The sequence below is a fragment of the Bifidobacterium pluvialisilvae genome, assembly GCF_019331695.1.
GTDB lineage: Bacteria > Actinomycetota > Actinomycetes > Actinomycetales > Bifidobacteriaceae > Galliscardovia > Galliscardovia pluvialisilvae.
This window is the reverse complement of the sequence record NZ_JAHBBI010000001.1, coordinates 84,001-100,820: the sequence shown is the minus strand read 5'-3', so window position 1 is coordinate 100,820 and position 16,820 is coordinate 84,001. Positions and strand designations below refer to the sequence as shown.

At 61.9% G+C, this 16,820-nt stretch carries 13 protein-coding genes; 4 read left to right on the top strand and 9 right to left on the bottom strand.

Features of this window, described 5'->3' with window-relative positions; genetic code table 11:
* Positions 1 to 22: 22 nt before the first annotated feature.
* The 5 genes from KIH77_RS00385 to KIH77_RS00365 all read right to left on the bottom strand — a co-directional run bounded on the left by KIH77_RS00385 (position 23) and on the right by KIH77_RS00365 (position 7,870).
* On the bottom strand, positions 23 to 757 hold the full coding sequence (locus KIH77_RS00385; RefSeq protein WP_219099067.1) for an SGNH/GDSL hydrolase family protein: 735 nt from the start codon (positions 755 to 757) through the stop codon (positions 23 to 25).
* Positions 758 to 810: 53 nt separating this feature from the next.
* Entirely contained in the window at positions 811 to 2,391 is a 1,581-nt protein-coding gene (locus KIH77_RS00380; protein ID WP_219099065.1) for a GDSL-type esterase/lipase family protein, read from the bottom strand.
* A gap of 110 nt (positions 2,392 to 2,501) precedes the next feature.
* Positions 2,502 to 5,210 carry an exo-rhamnogalacturonan lyase family protein gene (locus tag KIH77_RS00375; RefSeq protein ID WP_219099063.1) on the bottom strand — a complete coding sequence of 903 codons (2,709 nt, stop codon included), beginning with the start codon at positions 5,208 to 5,210 and terminating at the stop codon, positions 2,502 to 2,504.
* Positions 5,211 to 5,531: 321 nt separating this feature from the next.
* The gene (locus tag KIH77_RS00370) at positions 5,532 to 6,230 is read right to left on the bottom strand and encodes a hypothetical protein (RefSeq protein ID WP_219099061.1); all 699 of its coding nucleotides are present in this window, start codon (positions 6,228 to 6,230) and stop codon (positions 5,532 to 5,534) included.
* A gap of 296 nt (positions 6,231 to 6,526) precedes the next feature.
* Entirely contained in the window at positions 6,527 to 7,870 is a 1,344-nt protein-coding gene (locus KIH77_RS00365; RefSeq protein WP_219099059.1) for a glycoside hydrolase family 28 protein, read from the bottom strand.
* A 218-nt stretch (positions 7,871 to 8,088) separates the two neighbouring features.
* Between KIH77_RS00365 and KIH77_RS00360 the strand changes: the two genes are divergently transcribed.
* Entirely contained in the window at positions 8,089 to 9,096 is a 1,008-nt protein-coding gene (locus tag KIH77_RS00360) for a LacI family DNA-binding transcriptional regulator (protein ID WP_219099057.1), read from the top strand.
* 20 nt (positions 9,097 to 9,116) lie between these two features.
* Here the strand turns inward: KIH77_RS00360 and KIH77_RS00355 are convergent, their stop codons facing one another.
* From KIH77_RS00355 to KIH77_RS00350, 3 genes are all read right to left on the bottom strand, one after another.
* Positions 9,117 to 10,079, bottom strand: a complete 963-nt coding sequence (locus tag KIH77_RS00355; protein WP_219099055.1) for an SGNH/GDSL hydrolase family protein — start codon at positions 10,077 to 10,079, stop codon at positions 9,117 to 9,119.
* Positions 10,080 to 10,234: 155 nt separating this feature from the next.
* Positions 10,235 to 10,360: a hypothetical protein gene (locus tag KIH77_RS10525; protein WP_274607413.1), complete on the bottom strand. Its 126-nt coding sequence runs from the start codon at positions 10,358 to 10,360 to the stop codon at positions 10,235 to 10,237.
* A gap of 136 nt (positions 10,361 to 10,496) precedes the next feature.
* Positions 10,497 to 11,975 carry an MFS transporter gene (locus KIH77_RS00350; RefSeq protein ID WP_219099053.1) on the bottom strand — a complete coding sequence of 493 codons (1,479 nt, stop codon included), beginning with the start codon at positions 11,973 to 11,975 and terminating at the stop codon, positions 10,497 to 10,499.
* A gap of 390 nt (positions 11,976 to 12,365) precedes the next feature.
* Between KIH77_RS00350 and bglB the strand changes: the two genes are divergently transcribed.
* The 3 genes from bglB (at position 12,366) to KIH77_RS00335 (ending at position 15,442) form a co-directional block, all read left to right on the top strand.
* A complete protein-coding gene (gene bglB, locus KIH77_RS00345; protein WP_219099051.1) occupies positions 12,366 to 13,496 on the top strand; it encodes a beta-galactosidase BglB in 1,131 nt (376 codons plus the stop codon).
* Between the two features lie 108 nt (positions 13,497 to 13,604).
* The gene (locus KIH77_RS00340; RefSeq protein WP_219099049.1) at positions 13,605 to 14,414 is read left to right on the top strand and encodes a gluconate 5-dehydrogenase; all 810 of its coding nucleotides are present in this window, start codon (positions 13,605 to 13,607) and stop codon (positions 14,412 to 14,414) included.
* A gap of 389 nt (positions 14,415 to 14,803) precedes the next feature.
* Positions 14,804 to 15,442 (top strand): RpiB/LacA/LacB family sugar-phosphate isomerase, encoded by a 639-nt coding sequence (locus KIH77_RS00335; RefSeq protein WP_219099047.1) that lies wholly within the window; start codon positions 14,804 to 14,806, stop codon positions 15,440 to 15,442.
* Between the two features lie 359 nt (positions 15,443 to 15,801).
* Here the strand turns inward: KIH77_RS00335 and KIH77_RS00330 are convergent, their stop codons facing one another.
* A complete protein-coding gene (locus tag KIH77_RS00330) occupies positions 15,802 to 16,728 on the bottom strand; it encodes an endonuclease domain-containing protein (RefSeq protein WP_236024347.1) in 927 nt (308 codons plus the stop codon).
* Between the last annotated feature and the right edge of the window lie 92 nt (positions 16,729 to 16,820).

Genomic DNA, 16,820 nt, shown 5'->3' with positions numbered 1-16,820 from the left:
GGCAACACGTCGGCCGCCGCGGTCACTCGCCGCCCAGCGCCGCCGCGAGCGCCTTGGTGATGACGGGAGCGTAGTACTTGTCGATGGCGGCGAGGTTCGGATGCGTGCCGGAGGGGTGCACGTCCGGATCGGGATAGGTGGCGGTTTCGGGCGTGCCGGGCAGCCCGTCGGTGCCGAGCTTGTCGAACGAGTACTTCACGCGCATGTCCTCGTTCCGCGCGTCGAGATCGGTTTCGCCGAACACGTCGGCCACGGTGACGCCCCACTTCCGACAGGCGGCGAGCTGCACCTGACGCAGGTGGTTCTGCACGGCCCAGTTGCGTCCGATCTTGGCGACCGCAAGATACACGATCGGCGTATCCGGCCAGTGGCGGCGGAACGCGAGGATGGTCGCCTCGAAGCAGCCGGCGTAGGTGGTGAGATCCAGTTCGGCCGGGTCCTTCGCCTCCCCCACGGCGCCCAGATAGGCGGGGATGGTCTCGGGCCATGCGTCGTTGGCGCCGCCGTTGAACAGGATCACGTCGGGCTTGGGCTGGTCGATGCCGACGAATTCGGCCTGCTGCAGGATCTGTCCTTCGAGACCGTTTTTGATGGTGCTGAACCGGATGGTGGCGCCGTTGCGTGCGCGTTTGACAAGGGTCATGCCTTCGTTGTCGGCCACGACGTTCACGCAGGAACGCTTGGTGTAGTAGTGGCCGTCGACGATGCTGTCGCCGAACGCGTACAGCACCTTGCCGTTGAGAATGGATTCGCTCATGACAATGCTCCTTTGCGGCGAATTGCAATGAATGTGCGGTGAATGAGATCCGGTCAGCCGAGATCGGTGCAGATGTCGTCGGACGCGGGGATGGTGACGGCGATGCGACGTGGTTCGGCCGCCACGTCGTCGCGCCATGCGGTGACCGTGTAGATCACGTGCCGGCTCTGTCCGGGCAGCGGCAGGTCATGATATTCGGGTTTGATGATCACCTCACGGTTGTAGACGCGCCCTTCGGCGTTGGTCTTCTCCACCACGTAGTAGTTGGCGTGCGGCGATGCCGTCCAGCGCAGGTTCACTTCCTCGCCGATGATGCCGGTCACGCCGCCGGCGATCAGGTCAGCCACCGGTTCAGGAGAGCCCTGCTCCTCATCGTGGAAGTCGAATTCCGGATAGATCGTCCCGAGTTCGCGGGCCACGATCCGCGCGTACGCCTTGGCTCCGGTGACGCCGATATGCACAATGTCCCGAATGCCGTCAGGATGACGCTGATACTGCAACGCGGAGGCGCGCAGGAACACGGCGTCCACGTTCTCTTCGGGCAGACGGGCCAGATACTCCCCCGCCAGTCTGCGCAGATCGATGAGCGGCACGTCGTGTTCGGCGGCGTACGTGCGCGTGATCTCGGCGTACGGGTCGAGCGCCTTGCCGACGTCCACGCCGGCACCCTGCGGATACTGCGGAATGGCGGTGACGAGCACCGGTCGCGCCCCACGATCGGCAATGCTCACCACGTACCGGTCGAGCCAATCGGCGTATTCGTCGAGCGGAATGTATCGCATCGGACGGGTTTTCGACTCGTCGTTGATGCCGAACTGGATGAGCACCACGTCGTTCGGCGCGAGCGAACCGAGCAGCTTGTGGAACCGGTGATCATTGAGGTAGCTGCGTAGACCGCGGCCGCCGAGCGCCCTGTTGTGGATGGTCGGCCCGTCGCCGGTGAACACACGGGCCTGCAGCACGGTGGAGGCCGTATCGTGCCCGTAGGAGAATCCGTGCCCTGCCATCAGGAACCAGGCCAGCCATTCGCCCCAGCCCGCCTGCGGCGCCTCCTCGTCGAAGTACGTCTGCACGGTGGAGTCGGCGGCGATGAAGATGTGCGGACGGTCGGTGCGGTTCTGCACGATCGGCTCGTAGGAGAGCCGCGTCAACGTGAGTTCACCCCAGCCGGTGGTGGCGTCGTCGCACCCTTCGACGGGCACGAAGGTCAGTTCGATGTCACGTCGGGTCAGCTGCACGTCGAAGACGATCTCGCGACGCTGGTCGGGGCGCAGCGCGAACTGGGCGACGTCCTGGCCGTTGACGATGGCGCGGAACGTATGACCGATCTCATCGGTGCCGAGCACTTCCGCGGTGATGCGGTAGCCCTTGGACGGCGCCGCGATGGTGACGCCGGTGCCGATGAAGTACGAGGTGCGGGCGATGGTGTTGGGATCGTCGTTCAATGCCTCGGATTCCTCGACGAGACGACGGGTGGCGAAGACGAGACCGTCGGTGCCGTACGCCTCGTCCGGCACGGGAGCGAACTCGGCGGAACGCCGTTCGTATGCGCCGTCGACCCAGCCGGGCGCTTCGTTCGGATAGTCGCGCACGAATGCACGTTCATATGGTTCGGTGAACATGATGGTGGTCATTATGGAACTCCTTATTCTGAAAAGTCGTGGACAATGCCGAAGTGTTGTGGGACTGGATCAGGACCTCCCCTGCAGTGGGGAGGCCCGATGAATGTCTGAATGCTTGAATGTCAGGACTTGCGCTGGGTGTCGGAGCCGAGGCCTTCGGTCAGCTCGTCGGCTTCGGCCAGGGTCTTCGGCGCGTCGTCGCGGATGAAGTCAAGCGTGACGATGGCGTTGAGGCACCACTGGGCCACGAAGTTGGTCTTGACCCACGGGTTCTCCCACGGAATCTCCTCGAGCTCCGCCTGATTGCCCACGTTGTGCAGGGTCACGGTGTCGAAGCCGGTGTGGGCGCCGTCCATGAGCGCGTGGATCAGATACTTCCACACCTTGCGCGCGATGGTCCTGTCTCCGTAGTATTCGGCCGCGTACGCACCGATCGCGGAGGCGAAGAACGGGAACGGGTAGGCGCGGTCGGCCAATGCGCCGTTCGACTCCTTGACCACCTCCTCATGCGGCAGGAAGTAGAAGCGTCCGAAGTCGGCCACCATCTTCGGCCAGTCGGGGTCGTCGACGAGGTCCTTCATCTCGATCCACACCTCGGGCGCGCCCTGACAGATGGCGAGGTGCACGCCGCCGGTGGACTCGTTGTTGATGAACCGCAGATGGCAGGTGTCCGGATCGAATTCCATATCCACACCGGAGTTGAGCTGCAGATCCATGGCCTTGATGTCGTCGATGCCGGTCTGGATCTTGCTCAGGAACTCCGGGGAGTTGGTGCGTTCGAGCTGGGTCATCCAGTCGGAGCACAGGCTGGACCAGTCCGGGCCGGAGCGGGCGTGCGCCGGATAGACCATGGACTCCTTGTCGTACCAGTCGCCGAGCGGATCCTTCTCGAGGAAGGTCTTCTCCACATCGCCGAGCTCGTCGAACAGGTCCTCGAAACGACGGTCGCCGGTCAGGTAGTAGTACACGCGATGGTGCCCGGCCATGGAGATGCGGGCCTCCTTGCACGCGCATCCCCAGTGACGCACGTTGTGACGCGAACCGAGGCCCTTGTAACGCCCCAGATGGTAGACGTCCACTTCCGAGACGTGACGGCACAGCTTGCTGGCGATGTCGAAGATGTCCTCGCGACCCGAACGCAGGAACGCGTACCACAGCCAGTAGGTGGGCACGAGTTCGGCGTTGTCCCAGGCGAAGCCGCCCATGTCGTAGCGCCACTGATGGCGGGCGGAGTCGTAGGAGTGCATGATGTCGCCGTAGTCGAACATGCCGTACCAGTTGCGCAGGTCGATCTCCTTCTTGTAGAAGGCGACAGCCCTGTCGAGCTGATCCTCGAGCCAGTTCTCCATTTCGGTGTCGCGCACGGGCAGCGACCAGCGGCCGAACGCGCCCATGTCGTGATAGAACTCCGGGGTCGCGAGATACTGCTCGGGCTTGTCCACGGCGAGCGAGAAGTCGAGCAGCGTCCCGTCATCGGGAATGGGCGTGGGACCGGCGGCGATGGAGAATTCGTTGGTGCAGGCGATGCCCACCGGATCGGCGCCCTTATAGTCGTAGCCCTCGTAGTACGCCCACTGGTAGCCGTCCTGCGCGTAGTGGCGGAAGTCCATGGCGGCCGCGTCCGGACTCCACAGCCATATGGTGGCCGTGGCGGTGTCGCCGGTCAGCCCGGAGAACGTGTAGCCGGTGGGATACTTCTGCCAGAAATCCTTCACCGCCACCATCACGGAGCCCGCCTCGGATCCGAACGCCGCGCCGCCGCGCGTCCGGTTGCCGTGCAGCGTGGTGATGCGGCACACCTGCTCGTCGGCGGTCTTCTTGGTGATGGCGAAGTGGCTCGGGGAATCCTGCACGACGTGGTATTCGTCCCACCACGGCATGTCCTTGAGCACGGTCTCGACCTTCTCGTTGTCGGAGTCGGAGTTGGCGGTCTGATTGAGCACGCCCGACGCGTCGATGGTCTCGCCGGCCTCGTCGCTCGGGTGGATGAGCCTGCCGGCCTGCTGATCCTCGTACAAATGGCTGGGGATGACCGGTTTCCAGGTGAGCAGCTGCGCGAGGCATTCATGAATCGTGCCATGATCGCCCTCGAAGCGCACGTGACGGTTGTACGGCTTGCCTGCCATCGGGGATTCGAAGCGCACGCCGAGGCCCTTGAGGAAGTCGTGGTTCTCGTCGCCGTCGTAGACGAACGTGTGCTGGAAGTCCAGTCGGTCGGCGTCATAACCGACGGTCATGCGGATGATGAAGGGCAGACGCTCAGTGCCGTCGGAGGCCACATGCGTGCCGGTGTACTTGACCACGGTGGTCAGCGGACCGGTCTCCTCGAGTTCGATCTCGTCGACACGGCCGGTGTACGACGTGTGGCGGGTCAGCTCGCCTTCGGTCTCGCCGGCGTTCGGGTCCTCAAGCTCCAGCACGGGGACGCCGTTCGTGACGACCGTGCGACCATCGACGACGAACAAGTCGAACAGCCGTCCGGAGGAGCGGATGATGGTTACGGACGAGCGACCGGAGGTGATGACGATGGTCTCGCCGTCGTCGCTGATGCACTGTCCCTGATTCGCGGGCACACCGGGGGCATCGGCCAAGGTGATCTCGACGCTGCCGCCAAGCCGTGCGGCATCGGCGGTGTGGGCGACCCACTTCACCGAGCCGTCGGGCCAGTAAGCGGTGACGCGCGATTGCACGGGCACGGGGGTGCCGTCCGCACCGGTCAGCGCGAAACGGTTGTCTTTCGCCGCATCGACGCCGCATTCGCCACGTTTCCACATACTGCCGAATGTGGTGTATCCGCTACTGCCGTTCTTTCGCATTGCATGGAGTTTCATCTGTATCGATCTCCTTTGCGCCTTCATCGTCTACGCCGTTGTGCATGAAAGCGATTCACGTTGGGTAACATCATCGTTTGTTGTTCCGGCGGCCCGCCGCATACGTGGCGGACCGCCCGCTACTGAACAATCTATCAGCGTCATCGCAAAATCATTGGTCAAAAATATTGAATCGTGATGAATTCCTATCTTTTTTTGATTCCTTAATTTTATCGATAACATCGATATTATCACTGGCACAGGAGGATTTTCACATACATTTTCCCTGTATCGATATCAGCCCTCTGTCCAGAACCGCCTCCACATCTTCGCGGCGCGCTGCTACCGTCCGAAATCGAACACGGTGTCGATGATGAGGAAGTCATCGCCATGTGCTTCGGGGAAATGATCGAAATGCGAGGCCGGGTCGACGGCGAGCCACCGTTTGATCTCCCCGGATGGCCCGTCGCCGCCGTTGATGTTCCGTCGGCCGCGGTCCCGCGGTGTTTCGAAATAGCTGAACAGCACATTGTCATGGATGGAGATGAACTGGTAGCGGTCGCCGACGAGCAGTCCCTCATGCACGATGGCCTGATGATGGCAGACATAGTCCATGAGCTTGTCCGGGTAGAGCACGGCGATGCGACCGCACCGGGCATCGGGTTTCGGCCGACGCGTGTAGTAGTCCACGCTTTTCGGTTCGTCGAACCAGAACACCGGGTGCATGTACGCCCATTCGACATCACCAATGTCACGACCGCGCAGGGCGGGGAACGGCCTGAGCAGACCGTGCAGCCATCCCCAGTCGTCGGGCGCACGACGGATTTTCTCCGGGTCGGGACGTTCGCCCTCGTGAATGTGCTCGGTATACAGGAACAGCTGATTGCGGTGACGATACAATCCCACGGTGAGCAAAATTCCGTCGTCCACCAATTGTCGTGCTTGGTCGGCGGCAGCGCGGACCGCCTCGTCCAGGGATTCGGCACCGTCGGCATCGGGTTTCAGTACCGCCCGATATGAGGCCCGTTCGATATTCGCCATATGCTTTCTCCTCCATACGTTAGGCGGCCCGGATGCCTAGGAAGGAAACCGCACTGGCATGCGGAGGCATCCGGGCCAAGTTGCTGTTCGTCTGCCGGCCTTCACGGTCCCGTTTTCTTGGGGAACGTGATGTGGAGTCGAAGATTCAAGGTGTCGCTCCCCTCAGTCCGCCTTTCGGCGGACAGCTCCCCTCGGAGAGGGGAGCCATTTGGAGATGTCCTCTCTGAGGAAGGGCAGCATCCTATGCTGCCGCATACGCCAACAATCTGTTCCGCTCCAATCAGGCACCACGTCCGTCAGCGCTCGCTCAGCTTCACGCTCACACGCTCGCTGGATTCGGTCTCGACGAGCGGGAATGCGCGGAACCCGTCCTCACGTCGCACCACACCGGACACGGTGATGTCACGCCCGTGCCGCACATATACGGCGGGGATGTCATGCTCGTAAACGTCATGCACGCTCGGTTGCTCGTCGAACAGTCCGGGCCGCTGCGTGCCCTGTACACGCTGGATGAGCCGGATATCGGAGATGTCGACGTTTTCGATCACGGCATCCTGTTCCCCCGCGATGAACACGCCCGACTCGCAGGTCATCCAGATATGGTCGAACGTCACGTCACGGATCACGCCCGGCAATGGCGACGACGGCGTGACTCGCGGCGTGGCCGAGATAAACACCGGTTCGCCCTGGCCCCACCAGCGCGGCGCGAACTCGCGCTGCGGGCAGTCGGCGTAGTGCGTGGTGTTGCCGGAGACGTGATGCACGTGGATGTCCTCGATGACCGCGCCGTCTCGCCCCCAGATGCCCACGCCACGCGAGCAATCGCGGAACACGCAGTCGGAGATCACCACGTGACGGATGGCGTTCGCCGTTTCGGTGCCGATCTTCAGCGCCGAATCATGCGAATACAGCACGCAGTCGGAGATCACGATGTTCTCGCAGGCGCCGTATTTGGCGGCCATGGGCGGGGTGTTCTTCACCACGATGGCGTCGTCGCCGGCCTTGACGATGCAGTTGGTGATGATCACGTCCTGGCAGGTGTCGGGGTCGATGCCGTCGTTGTTGACGCCGCGCTGGTCGTTGAGGATGCGGATGCCGTCGACGAGCACGTGCCGGCATCCGGCCATGTGCAGCGTCCAGAACGCGGCGTCGCGGAAGGTGACGTCACGCACGGTGAGGTTCTCCACGTCCTCGAAGAACGTGGTGCGCGGGCGCTCCGAGGCGGGCGTGCGCACGTTCTTCGGGCATTCATGCAGGCCTCCGTCCGCGTCGTCGTCGTAGAACACCTTGTCGCCCTGACCGTAGATCGTGCCATGACCCTCGATGGTGATGTTCTCGGCATGACGGGCGAACAGGAAGCAGCCGCCCTCCCACCCGGAGGTCTCGGTGTCGTCGTCGAACTCGGCGGCGAAGTCGATGCCGTCGGCGAGGTCCAGACTGCCGATCAGCCATGCGCCGGTCGCCAGATGCAGCGTGACGTTGCTTTTCAACACCAGTGCACCGGTGAGGAACCGGCCATTCGGAATGACCACGCGACCGCCGCCGGCGGCGGTCGCGGCATCGATCGCATGCTGGATGGCCTCGCGGTTGTTGGTCGCGCCGTCGGCGACGGCACCATATTCGGTAATGATGTAATCCATAATCGTTTCTCCGTTGAATCGTGCAGACACCGCCAATCTATGACCGTTTCGCCGTTCCCGTCGGCACGTACGGAGTTTATGAAAATTTTCATTCGCCGAAATGGCCGCACACCACCGGTCGGTCGTCACGATGGCCGCGTATAGCACCGATATCTCGGCGTGTCTCGGCCGATGTGACGACCGACCGGATTCATGAAGCGCGTGACTATACTGGCGGTATGACGAAACCGACGCTGCGTGAGATAGCCGAGGCCGCGCATGTCTCCATAGCCACGGCGTCGAAGGCGCTGCGCGACGATAGCGGGCCTTCCGCCCGGACCAAGCTGGAGGTGCGGCGCATCGCCCGGCGGCTGGGGTATGAGACCGGATCCGCACGAGAGGACCGGCGGACCTGGCGCTCCGGGCTCATCGGCCTGGTGTCGAGCGACGTCCTGGGCCGGCCGTCCATGCCGTTGCTGATCGGTGCGGAGCAGACCCTGGGACCGGTGAAGCATGCGGTGCTCATGGCCAACTCCTACAGCGACACCGCATTGGAACGCACCCGCATCGAACAGGTCATCGCCCGCGGCGTGGACGGACTGATGGTCGCCGGACCTTCCGCCGACGCACGCCATCCACTGCCGAAATCGTTGGTCGGCGACACTCCTGTGGTGTATGTGGTCGGAGCCTCGTCCGATCCGCGGGATTGCTCCGTGGTCGCCGACTTCGCTCAAGGTGCATACGAGGCCGTCAGCCATCTCGTCACCATCGGACGACGACGTATCGCGGTCATCGGCGGCTACGAGTATGCGCTTGCCTCACGCGAACGCATACGCGGCATCGACCAGGCCATGGCCGAACATGGGCTGTGTCCGATCGCGCCGATTCGATACCAGGACTGGTCAAGCGCATGGGGACGCCGCGCGGCCGGTCTGCTGCTTGACGACGGCGTACCGTTTGATGGGTTGTTCTGTTTCAACGACCGTATAGCCCGCGGCGCCGAGGAGGTGCTGATCCGGCACGGTGTTCGCATTCCCGATGATGTGGCGCTGATCGGCTTCGACAACTGGGATGATTATCTGCTCGACACCGAGGTTCCGATCACCAGCGTCGACAACGGCACGCAGAAAATCGGTCGCATCTCCGCGCAATATCTGCTCGATGCCATCAAGGGCAACCCACATACCGGTGTGACCAAGGTACCGTGCACGCTGGTACGGCGCGAGTCCACGCTTGGCACCAGATAACCACCGTTGTGATTGCTTCCCTACCCCAGCATCGCGCGCAGGATGCCGTTCGTCATCATGTTGGCGCCCAAGTCGTTGGGATGAAGACCATCGGCGAGGAACGCGTCATCGTGTCCCACCAGGGACAGTCCGTCGATGACGTCGAATCGCTGACGTATTGCCTGGTTGGCAATCACCGCACGCACACGGTCCATCAACGTCAGCTCCTCATCCGTGGAACATCCGGCCGACCTCCATATCGGCGTGATGACCTTCACCGAGGCTCCCCCACTCACCTGCCGCAGTGTGGCCATGTATTCCGCCACCGTGGCCTCGAATTCCCCGAAGGTCATCTCCCCCTCGCGAATCCTCGTGTAGTCGTTGGTTCCATAGGCGACCACGATGGCGTCGGCATCAATGTCCTGCACGTCGTCGAGCGTACGCGCGTCGAACACGTAGGAGCCGACGCCCCAGTTGAGCGGACGGACACCCATCGTCCGCGCCAGCAGATACGCGTAGCCCTGCGAGGGACGCAGCGAGGTCATACCCTGGGTGATGGAGTCGCCGAGGAACAGCATACGCGGCCGCTCGTCCGCCACCGGCTGGACGTCATCGCCGAAATCGTACGCGCCGATGCGTACATCAGTGGTGTACGGCAGCACGAACGTCAACCGGGTTCGCCCCTGGTTGCGCTTGGCATACGTCACCGTGCCGGACGGCGACTCGTCGGGTTCGCGGATGGTGGCCATGAACACGTCGTTCTCGTAGACGTCGAATGTGACGAACGGACGGCAGAACCGGCCTGTGGCGTAATCGAACCGCACCGTGTCGGCCGATGTGACGAAATCCATGGTGATGCCGGCCGTCGCGTTGGCGCGGATGTCGGTCATATCGCCGCGTTCGCGATAGAAGTCGAGCAGCCGATCGGGGAATCTCACCGGATGCAGCCCGTCCGGCTCGGTCCTGACACCCATGCAGTTGTGGAATACGTCCTTGATGTTCATACCGTTCCTTGTCGTGGAATCATAGTGGCGGGGGCCATACGTCCCATGCCATGCACGTGCCATGCACGGTTTCAGGATATCGGATTCGAATATACGGGAGAAGGGGGAAACGGGAATACGGACTCCATTGGCCGCATCCGCCCATTTGCCGTTCGTCAGCGCTCGTTCTCGATGCCGCGGGCGACTTCATATGCCGTGCGGGCCATCTCGTCGGACATGTAGGCCATGCCGGCGAAGCCGGCGAGCGCCATGCCACGCATCAGGTTCTTCTTGAATCCCATCGTTTGCTCACCTCCTTTTTCCTCGTTTTTCGTTGACGATTATCAATATATGCGGTTTTCCCTGCCAAGATGGCGCAACATATATCAGAAAATGTTCATTATCTATCGTCTACGGACGACCAGCCGAAGGCCGGCATCAGCCCTCGGCCACCTCGACCTCGGTCTTGGCGCGGTCCCCGGCGAGGATGCGTTCGGTTTCGGCGATCTCCTTCTTGCCGAGCGGATACCAGAACGCGAGGATAAGCGCGGCGATGCCGAGGCAGACGACGGGCAGCAGCGTGGCGAGCGCATACACGCCCTCGACGGTGCCGGCCGACTGCGTCACGGCATGGCCGGCGACCGACCGGTAGCCGATGAAGCCGAGCAGGATGCCGCTGATGCCGTTCGATGCGGTCTGGCCCATCTTGCGCGCCCAGGAATTGAGCCCATAGATGGTGCCGTCCTCGCGGATCTTCGTGATGGCCTGATGATGATCGATGACGTCGGTGATGAACGCCCACACCATGAGGTTGAAGTAGCCCGCACCGATCGCGCCGAAGAACATGAGCACGAGGTAGGCACGCCAGTCGGTCAGATGGGCGAAGTACATGATGCCGTAGACGACCACGGCGAAGGCGAGCGTGGCCACGGAGGTCTCGCGCTTGCCGAATCGGCGGGCGATGCCGGTGGCGAACGGGGCGAGCACGAGCACGGTGATGAAGTTGAACATCACGGCGATGGCCATGCCGGTCTTGCTGTGGAAGTACGTGTCGAACAGGAAGGTCTGGTTGATGGAGGCGAGCTGCTGGTTGATGACGACGAAGAAGTCGGCGACGATGAGGGCAAGCAGGGCACGGTCCTTGAACATGGAGGTGACCATCTTCCTCGCGTCGAGTTTGCGGCCGGTCTGCACGTTGGTGCGTTCGGTGGTGAGGCGGATGGTGATCTCATAGGACAGGTACGCCAGTGCGCCGCAGACGATGGCGATGAGGAGGAAGTGCGTGGCGGAGACGGCGAGGTCGCCGTTCGCGTCGGTCTCGTACATGAACATCGGAATCATGTAGCCGGTGGCGACGTTGGCAATGGCGGAGCCGGTGGAACGGTAGGTGGACAGCGACGCACGCTCGTCGGACCTGGCGCTCAGCGCGGAGGCGAGAGCGCCGTACGGGATGTTCACCGTGGACAGGAACACGTTGAACAGCACGTAGGTGACGGCGATGTACGCCACCTTGGCGGGCAATGCCCACGAGGCCACCATCGGCAGGAACAGCAGGATGGAGACGAGGATGAACGGGTAGCGGAAGCGCCGGATCCATGGACGGAATCGGCCCTCGCCGGGTTTGGCGTGGCTTTCGTCGGCCTTGTTGCCCACGTAGACGTCGACGAAGGCGTCGAAAACCTTGGTGAGCATCATCGTGACGCCGACGATGGCGGCGGGGATGCCGAGGCCGTCGGTGTAGAACTTCAGCACGAAGCCGTTGACCAGACTCAGGATGAAGCAGTTGCCGACGTCGCCGAACATGTAGCCGATCTTGTCTCCGATGCCGAACGGCGCGGCCGTAGCGGACAGACCGCCGTCGCGGTTCCTTGCGGACGGTGTGTGCGACACCACCCTCGGTGCTGTTGCCGAAGCCATGTCTCTCCCCTTTCGTCCCATGGCCGAGGGTCTCCATAGACGTTCGGTTTGGAACATGTGATGATTGATTCTGTTCGCTTTTGTTTTCAGCGCGAACGTACTCACGTAATGTAATCGATATCAATCCGACAGACACCGGCAAGGAATATCAAAAAACGTCGAGCACCTATGCAAAATTGCCGTCTTCGTCGGATTGCCGTTTTTCGACAATACGGCATAGCCTTCATCATGGAACCTATCGCCACTCGCACCACATTGCTCAAAATTCCATAGTCCGCAGTCAAAAACTGCAATTATTCCAACGAATGTCACGGAATCGAACACCATACGATGGAGGCATCCATCCGACCCGCATCAACGGCGATGACAGAAAAGAGGAACGTCACAGCAATGACCACCAACGACAAGATCACAGGCACCAGTCCTGCAGGCGATCGCCCGAGTCGCGAGCTCATCCAAAGCAAAATCGACCTCATGATCGAAAACCTCACCACCATCGACGACCCCGAAGGCAGGTTCCTGCTGCACTTCGGCGACATCGTCGTCGACGACAAAAGCTGGAAGGTCTGGAACTGGCCTCAGGGCGTCGGCCTCTACGGCATCTACAAGAACTACAAGCTCACCGGCAACCCCAAGGCCCTCAAGGTCGTCACCGACTGGTTCGACAACGCACTGGCCGAAGGATCCCCCTCCAAGAACGTCAACTCCATGGCACCGCTGCTCGCCATGGCCTGCCTCTACGAGGACACCGGCGACACCCGCTTCCAGCCCTACCTCGACCAGTGGGCCAAATGGGCCATGGAGGACATGCCCCGCACCACCGGCGGCGGCATGGCGCACGCCACCATCCAGGACCCCCACCTCGAACAGCTGTGGGACGACACCCTCATGATGACGGTCATGCCGCTCACCAAGATCGGGCGGCTGCTCGACCACCCCGACTACGTGGAGGAAGCCAAGTACCAGTTCCTCATCCACGCCGAATACCTCATGAACCGCACCAACGGCCTGTGGTACCACGGCTGGAACTTCAACCGCCGCGACCACTACGCCGGAGCCCTGTGGGCCCGCGGCAACTGCTGGATCACCATCGGCATCCCCGAATTCATCGAAACCGCCGGCCTCAAAAAAGGCGACCTCGTCCGCGAGTGGCTCATCACCCTGCTCAACCGTCAAGTGGAGACGCTCGCCAAGCTCCAGGACGAATCCGGCATGTGGCACACGCTGCTCGACGACCCGAACTCCTACGTGGAATCCTCCGCCACCGCAGGCATCGCCTACGGCATCCTCAAAGCCGTGCACCGACGCTACATCGACCAGAAGTACGCCGCCGTGGCCGAAAAGGCCATCACGGCACTGCTCGGCCAGATCGACGAGCACGGCGAAGTGCAGAACGTCTCCGTCGGCACCGGCCTCGAAGACAGCCTCGACTACTACCGCAACATCGACCGCACGGCCATGCCCTACGGACAGTCACTCACCGTGCTCGCCTTCACCGAATACCTCATCTCGTTCTGCTGAACGCGGCAGCACCCACGCCCAGTGGAAGACGCGACTATACATAAAGACGGAACCAGAAACCAACCATCATCAACCCATCCCGGAACAACAATCCAGAAAGAAGGAAACATGGCAGAAGGATTCTCCATGGACAGCTTCTCCCTCAAAGGAAAGCTCGCCCTCGTGACCGGCGCCACCTACGGCATCGGCTTCGCCATCGCCTCGGCGCTCGCCGAGGCCGGCGCCAGAATCGTGTTCAACGCCCGCAAACAGGACGAAATCGACAAGGCCGAGAAGGAGTACGCCGACCTCGGATACGAAGCCCACGGCTACCGGTGCGACGTCACCGACGAGGACGCCGTCAACGCCATGGTCAAGGACATCAACGACAAGTACGGCATCATCGATGTGTTGGTGAACAATGCGGGCATCATCAAACGCATCCCCATGACCGAAATGAGCGCCGCCGACTTCCGCCAGGTCGTCGACATCGACCTCAACGGACCGTTCATCGTCTCCAAGGCCGTCATCCCCGGCATGATCGCCAAGGGCCACGGCAAGATCATCAACATCTGCTCCATGATGAGCGAACTCGGCCGCGAAACCGTCTCCGCCTACGCCGCAGCCAAAGGCGGACTCAAGATGCTCACCCGCAACATCTGCTCCGAATACGGCGAAGCCAACATCCAATGCAACGGCATCGGCCCCGGCTACATCGCCACCCCGCAGACCGCGCCATTGCGCGAACGCCAGGCCGACGGCTCCCGCCACCCCTTCGACCAGTTCATCATCGCCAAGACCCCCGCCGCACGATGGGGCACCCCCGACGACCTCAAGGGCCCCGCCGTGTTCCTCGCCTCCGACGCCAGCGACTTCGTCAACGGGCACGTCCTGTACGTCGACGGCGGCATCCTCGCCTACATCGGCAAACAACCGTGACCGGTGATTGTCGGATGATGGAGCGCCTTCCGCGTTGTGGAGAACTCGACGTACTTTTGTACGCCTTCATTCTCCACGCCTTAAAGTCGCACGCATCATCCGACAATCACGCTCAGGAGGCGCGCGCCTTCGCCCGGCGACGGCCGAAACCACATAACCTTCTTGGCTCCCCTCTGGAGGGGAGCTGTCGCCACAGGCGACTGAGGGGAGGACGACACCCCAAATCCAACCATGTCATCCAACACACCATCTTGTCATCCTGAGCGCAGTCGAAGGATCCGGATGTCGTCGGGCGCAAGATCCTTCGACTCCGGGCTTCGCCCTCCGCTCAGGATGACAACAGTCGAACATCCCCTACAACACACCACCATCCAACGAAAGGAAACACAATGCGTATCGCACTCATCAACGAGAACTCGCAGGCCGCCAAGAACGGCCTCATCTACGGCGCCCTGAAGAAGGTCGCCGACGAGAAGGGCTTCGACGTCGACAACTACGGCATGTACGCGGCCGACGACGACGCCCAGCTCACCTACGTGCAGAACGGCATCCTCGCCGCCGCCCTGCTCAACACCGGCGCCGCCGACTTCGTCGTCACCGGCTGCGGCACCGGCGAGGGCGCCATGCTCGCCCTCAACAGCTTCCCCGGCGTCATCTGCGGTCACGTCGAGGACCCGCTCGACGCCTACACCTTCGCCCAGATCAACGACGGCAACGCCATGGCCATCCCGTTCGCGCTCAAGAACGGCTGGGGCCAGGAACTGCAGCTCAAGTACATCTTCGAGCAGATGTGGCTCGAGGAACCGGGCTCCGGCTACCCCAAGGACCGCGTCGTCCCCGAGCAGCGCAACAAGAAGATCCTCGACGGCGTACGCGCCGCCGCCTACAGGCCGCTGGTCGACATCTACAAGGCCCTCGACCCCGAACTCGTCAAGGGCGCCTTCGCCGGCGAGCACTTCAAGGAGCTTTTCACCGCCAACGCCAAGGACGGCGAAATCAAAGACTACGTCCTGAGCCTGCTTGACTAGTCGGGTACCTCCATCCTCGATTATTTGCCGGGAAACGCCCGCAGAATCCTCCACAACAGGCGTTTCCCGTCACAAGCCGTGTCTCCGACGGCACGGAACATATGATTCCGAATCCGCTACATTCCCTGCCACGATTTTCCGGCACACAACCAAGAATCAGCACCCTCGAACACTCCGTGCCATAGATAATCCGTCACGCAAGCGGAAATCGTTGAAACGCCAATGTCGAAACCGCGAGTACCGGCACCATTCGTGTCAGGGAATCCGTGAATCCGGCTTTATGATGTTCTCTGCCACAATCTACAGGCAGGGAAGACTTCCAAACGCCTGTTTCCACATTCAGTGGCAACACCTCCGCCTTACCATATTGGCGCAATACTCCCCGCCAACTGGGACAACGACGTCGCGTCCACGGAAAAATCAACCCGCAATCCGCGCCCGGTCAGATACCGCGCCACCCTGAACGCCAATGCGGCGCGCGAGTCATCATCACGAAGGTCGTCCGCAGTGACGATTACCACTATCCAGCCGTGACTTCGCAACAGCTCCCGCTTCTCCTGGTCACGCCGCCATTGCGTCCGGTCGGTCCTATGATGGTCGCCGTCATACTCGACAGCCACCTTCTGCTCCGGCCACGCCAAGTCCACGGTCATCGGAACATTCGATCGGAACATCACCCCGGGGATCGTCATCCCGACCTTCGGAACGGGAATGCCGTGACTCATCAACGACAGATACGTTCGCGACTCCATGGGTGAACGAACGCCTCCCAAGCATAGCCTTAACGCCGATCTGCAGTTTCGTATCCCGGTGAAGCGCATGGGCCGCGCCACCAAATCACGCAACCTCGCATACACGTCGTCGTATGTGCCGGCCCCTCTCAAGGACAGCGTGGCAATGATGGAATTCGCCAGCACGACCAGCTCCTCGAAAGGAATATGAGGCGAAAGCTGAGCCCATACATGTGAGGCATCCAAAGCGTACACATGCTGATTGACCCGTACGAACGCACCGTTCTCGTAGCCTTTCCAGACATGCGCCTGCAATCCCCGACCCCGAATGCGCCTCTTCCAATCCCGTGCCACGGTATGCAGTATCTCATCGTCCAGATCGCACCGGGACGGCACGGGAATCGCCTGCAGCATCAACGACGTCTGCATGCCGAACAGCATCTTCGTTCCGGCCCGCTTGGCGGCTTCCGTGCATAGCCGCACCGTCTCCCTGCGACGAACCGCAAGCATCGTCCCCATGGAATGAGCGGAGCCCTGCTGCATCGGCTGCGACATGTGTGATATTCCCATGCAACGAACATACGGCGCCACGCGACTTGCCCACCGGGCCGCAGAGGAATGTGGACGGACGGACCACCCTCGACGAA

Excerpts from the sequence above, each read along its gene's own strand:
- KIH77_RS00350 (WP_219099053.1), bottom strand. The coding sequence starts at position 11,975 with ATGGCTTCGGCAACAGCACCGAGGGTGGTGTCGCACACACCGTCCGCA.
- KIH77_RS00355 (WP_219099055.1), bottom strand. The coding sequence starts at position 10,079 with ATGAACATCAAGGACGTATTCCACAACTGCATGGGTGTCAGGACCGAG.
- KIH77_RS00340 (WP_219099049.1), top strand. The coding sequence starts at position 13,605 with ATGGCAGAAGGATTCTCCATGGACAGCTTCTCCCTCAAAGGAAAGCTC.
- KIH77_RS00335 (WP_219099047.1), top strand. The coding sequence starts at position 14,804 with ATGCGTATCGCACTCATCAACGAGAACTCGCAGGCCGCCAAGAACGGC.
- KIH77_RS00330 (WP_236024347.1), bottom strand. The coding sequence starts at position 16,728 with ATGTCGCAGCCGATGCAGCAGGGCTCCGCTCATTCCATGGGGACGATG.
- KIH77_RS00385 (WP_219099067.1), bottom strand. The coding sequence starts at position 757 with ATGAGCGAATCCATTCTCAACGGCAAGGTGCTGTACGCGTTCGGCGAC.
- bglB (WP_219099051.1), top strand. The coding sequence starts at position 12,366 with ATGACCACCAACGACAAGATCACAGGCACCAGTCCTGCAGGCGATCGC.
- KIH77_RS00370 (WP_219099061.1), bottom strand. The coding sequence starts at position 6,230 with ATGGCGAATATCGAACGGGCCTCATATCGGGCGGTACTGAAACCCGAT.
- KIH77_RS00380 (WP_219099065.1), bottom strand. The coding sequence starts at position 2,391 with ATGACCACCATCATGTTCACCGAACCATATGAACGTGCATTCGTGCGC.
- KIH77_RS00375 (WP_219099063.1), bottom strand. The coding sequence starts at position 5,210 with ATGAAACTCCATGCAATGCGAAAGAACGGCAGTAGCGGATACACCACA.
- KIH77_RS00365 (WP_219099059.1), bottom strand. The coding sequence starts at position 7,870 with ATGGATTACATCATTACCGAATATGGTGCCGTCGCCGACGGCGCGACC.
- KIH77_RS10525 (WP_274607413.1), bottom strand. The coding sequence starts at position 10,360 with ATGGGATTCAAGAAGAACCTGATGCGTGGCATGGCGCTCGCCGGCTTC.
- KIH77_RS00360 (WP_219099057.1), top strand. The coding sequence starts at position 8,089 with ATGACGAAACCGACGCTGCGTGAGATAGCCGAGGCCGCGCATGTCTCC.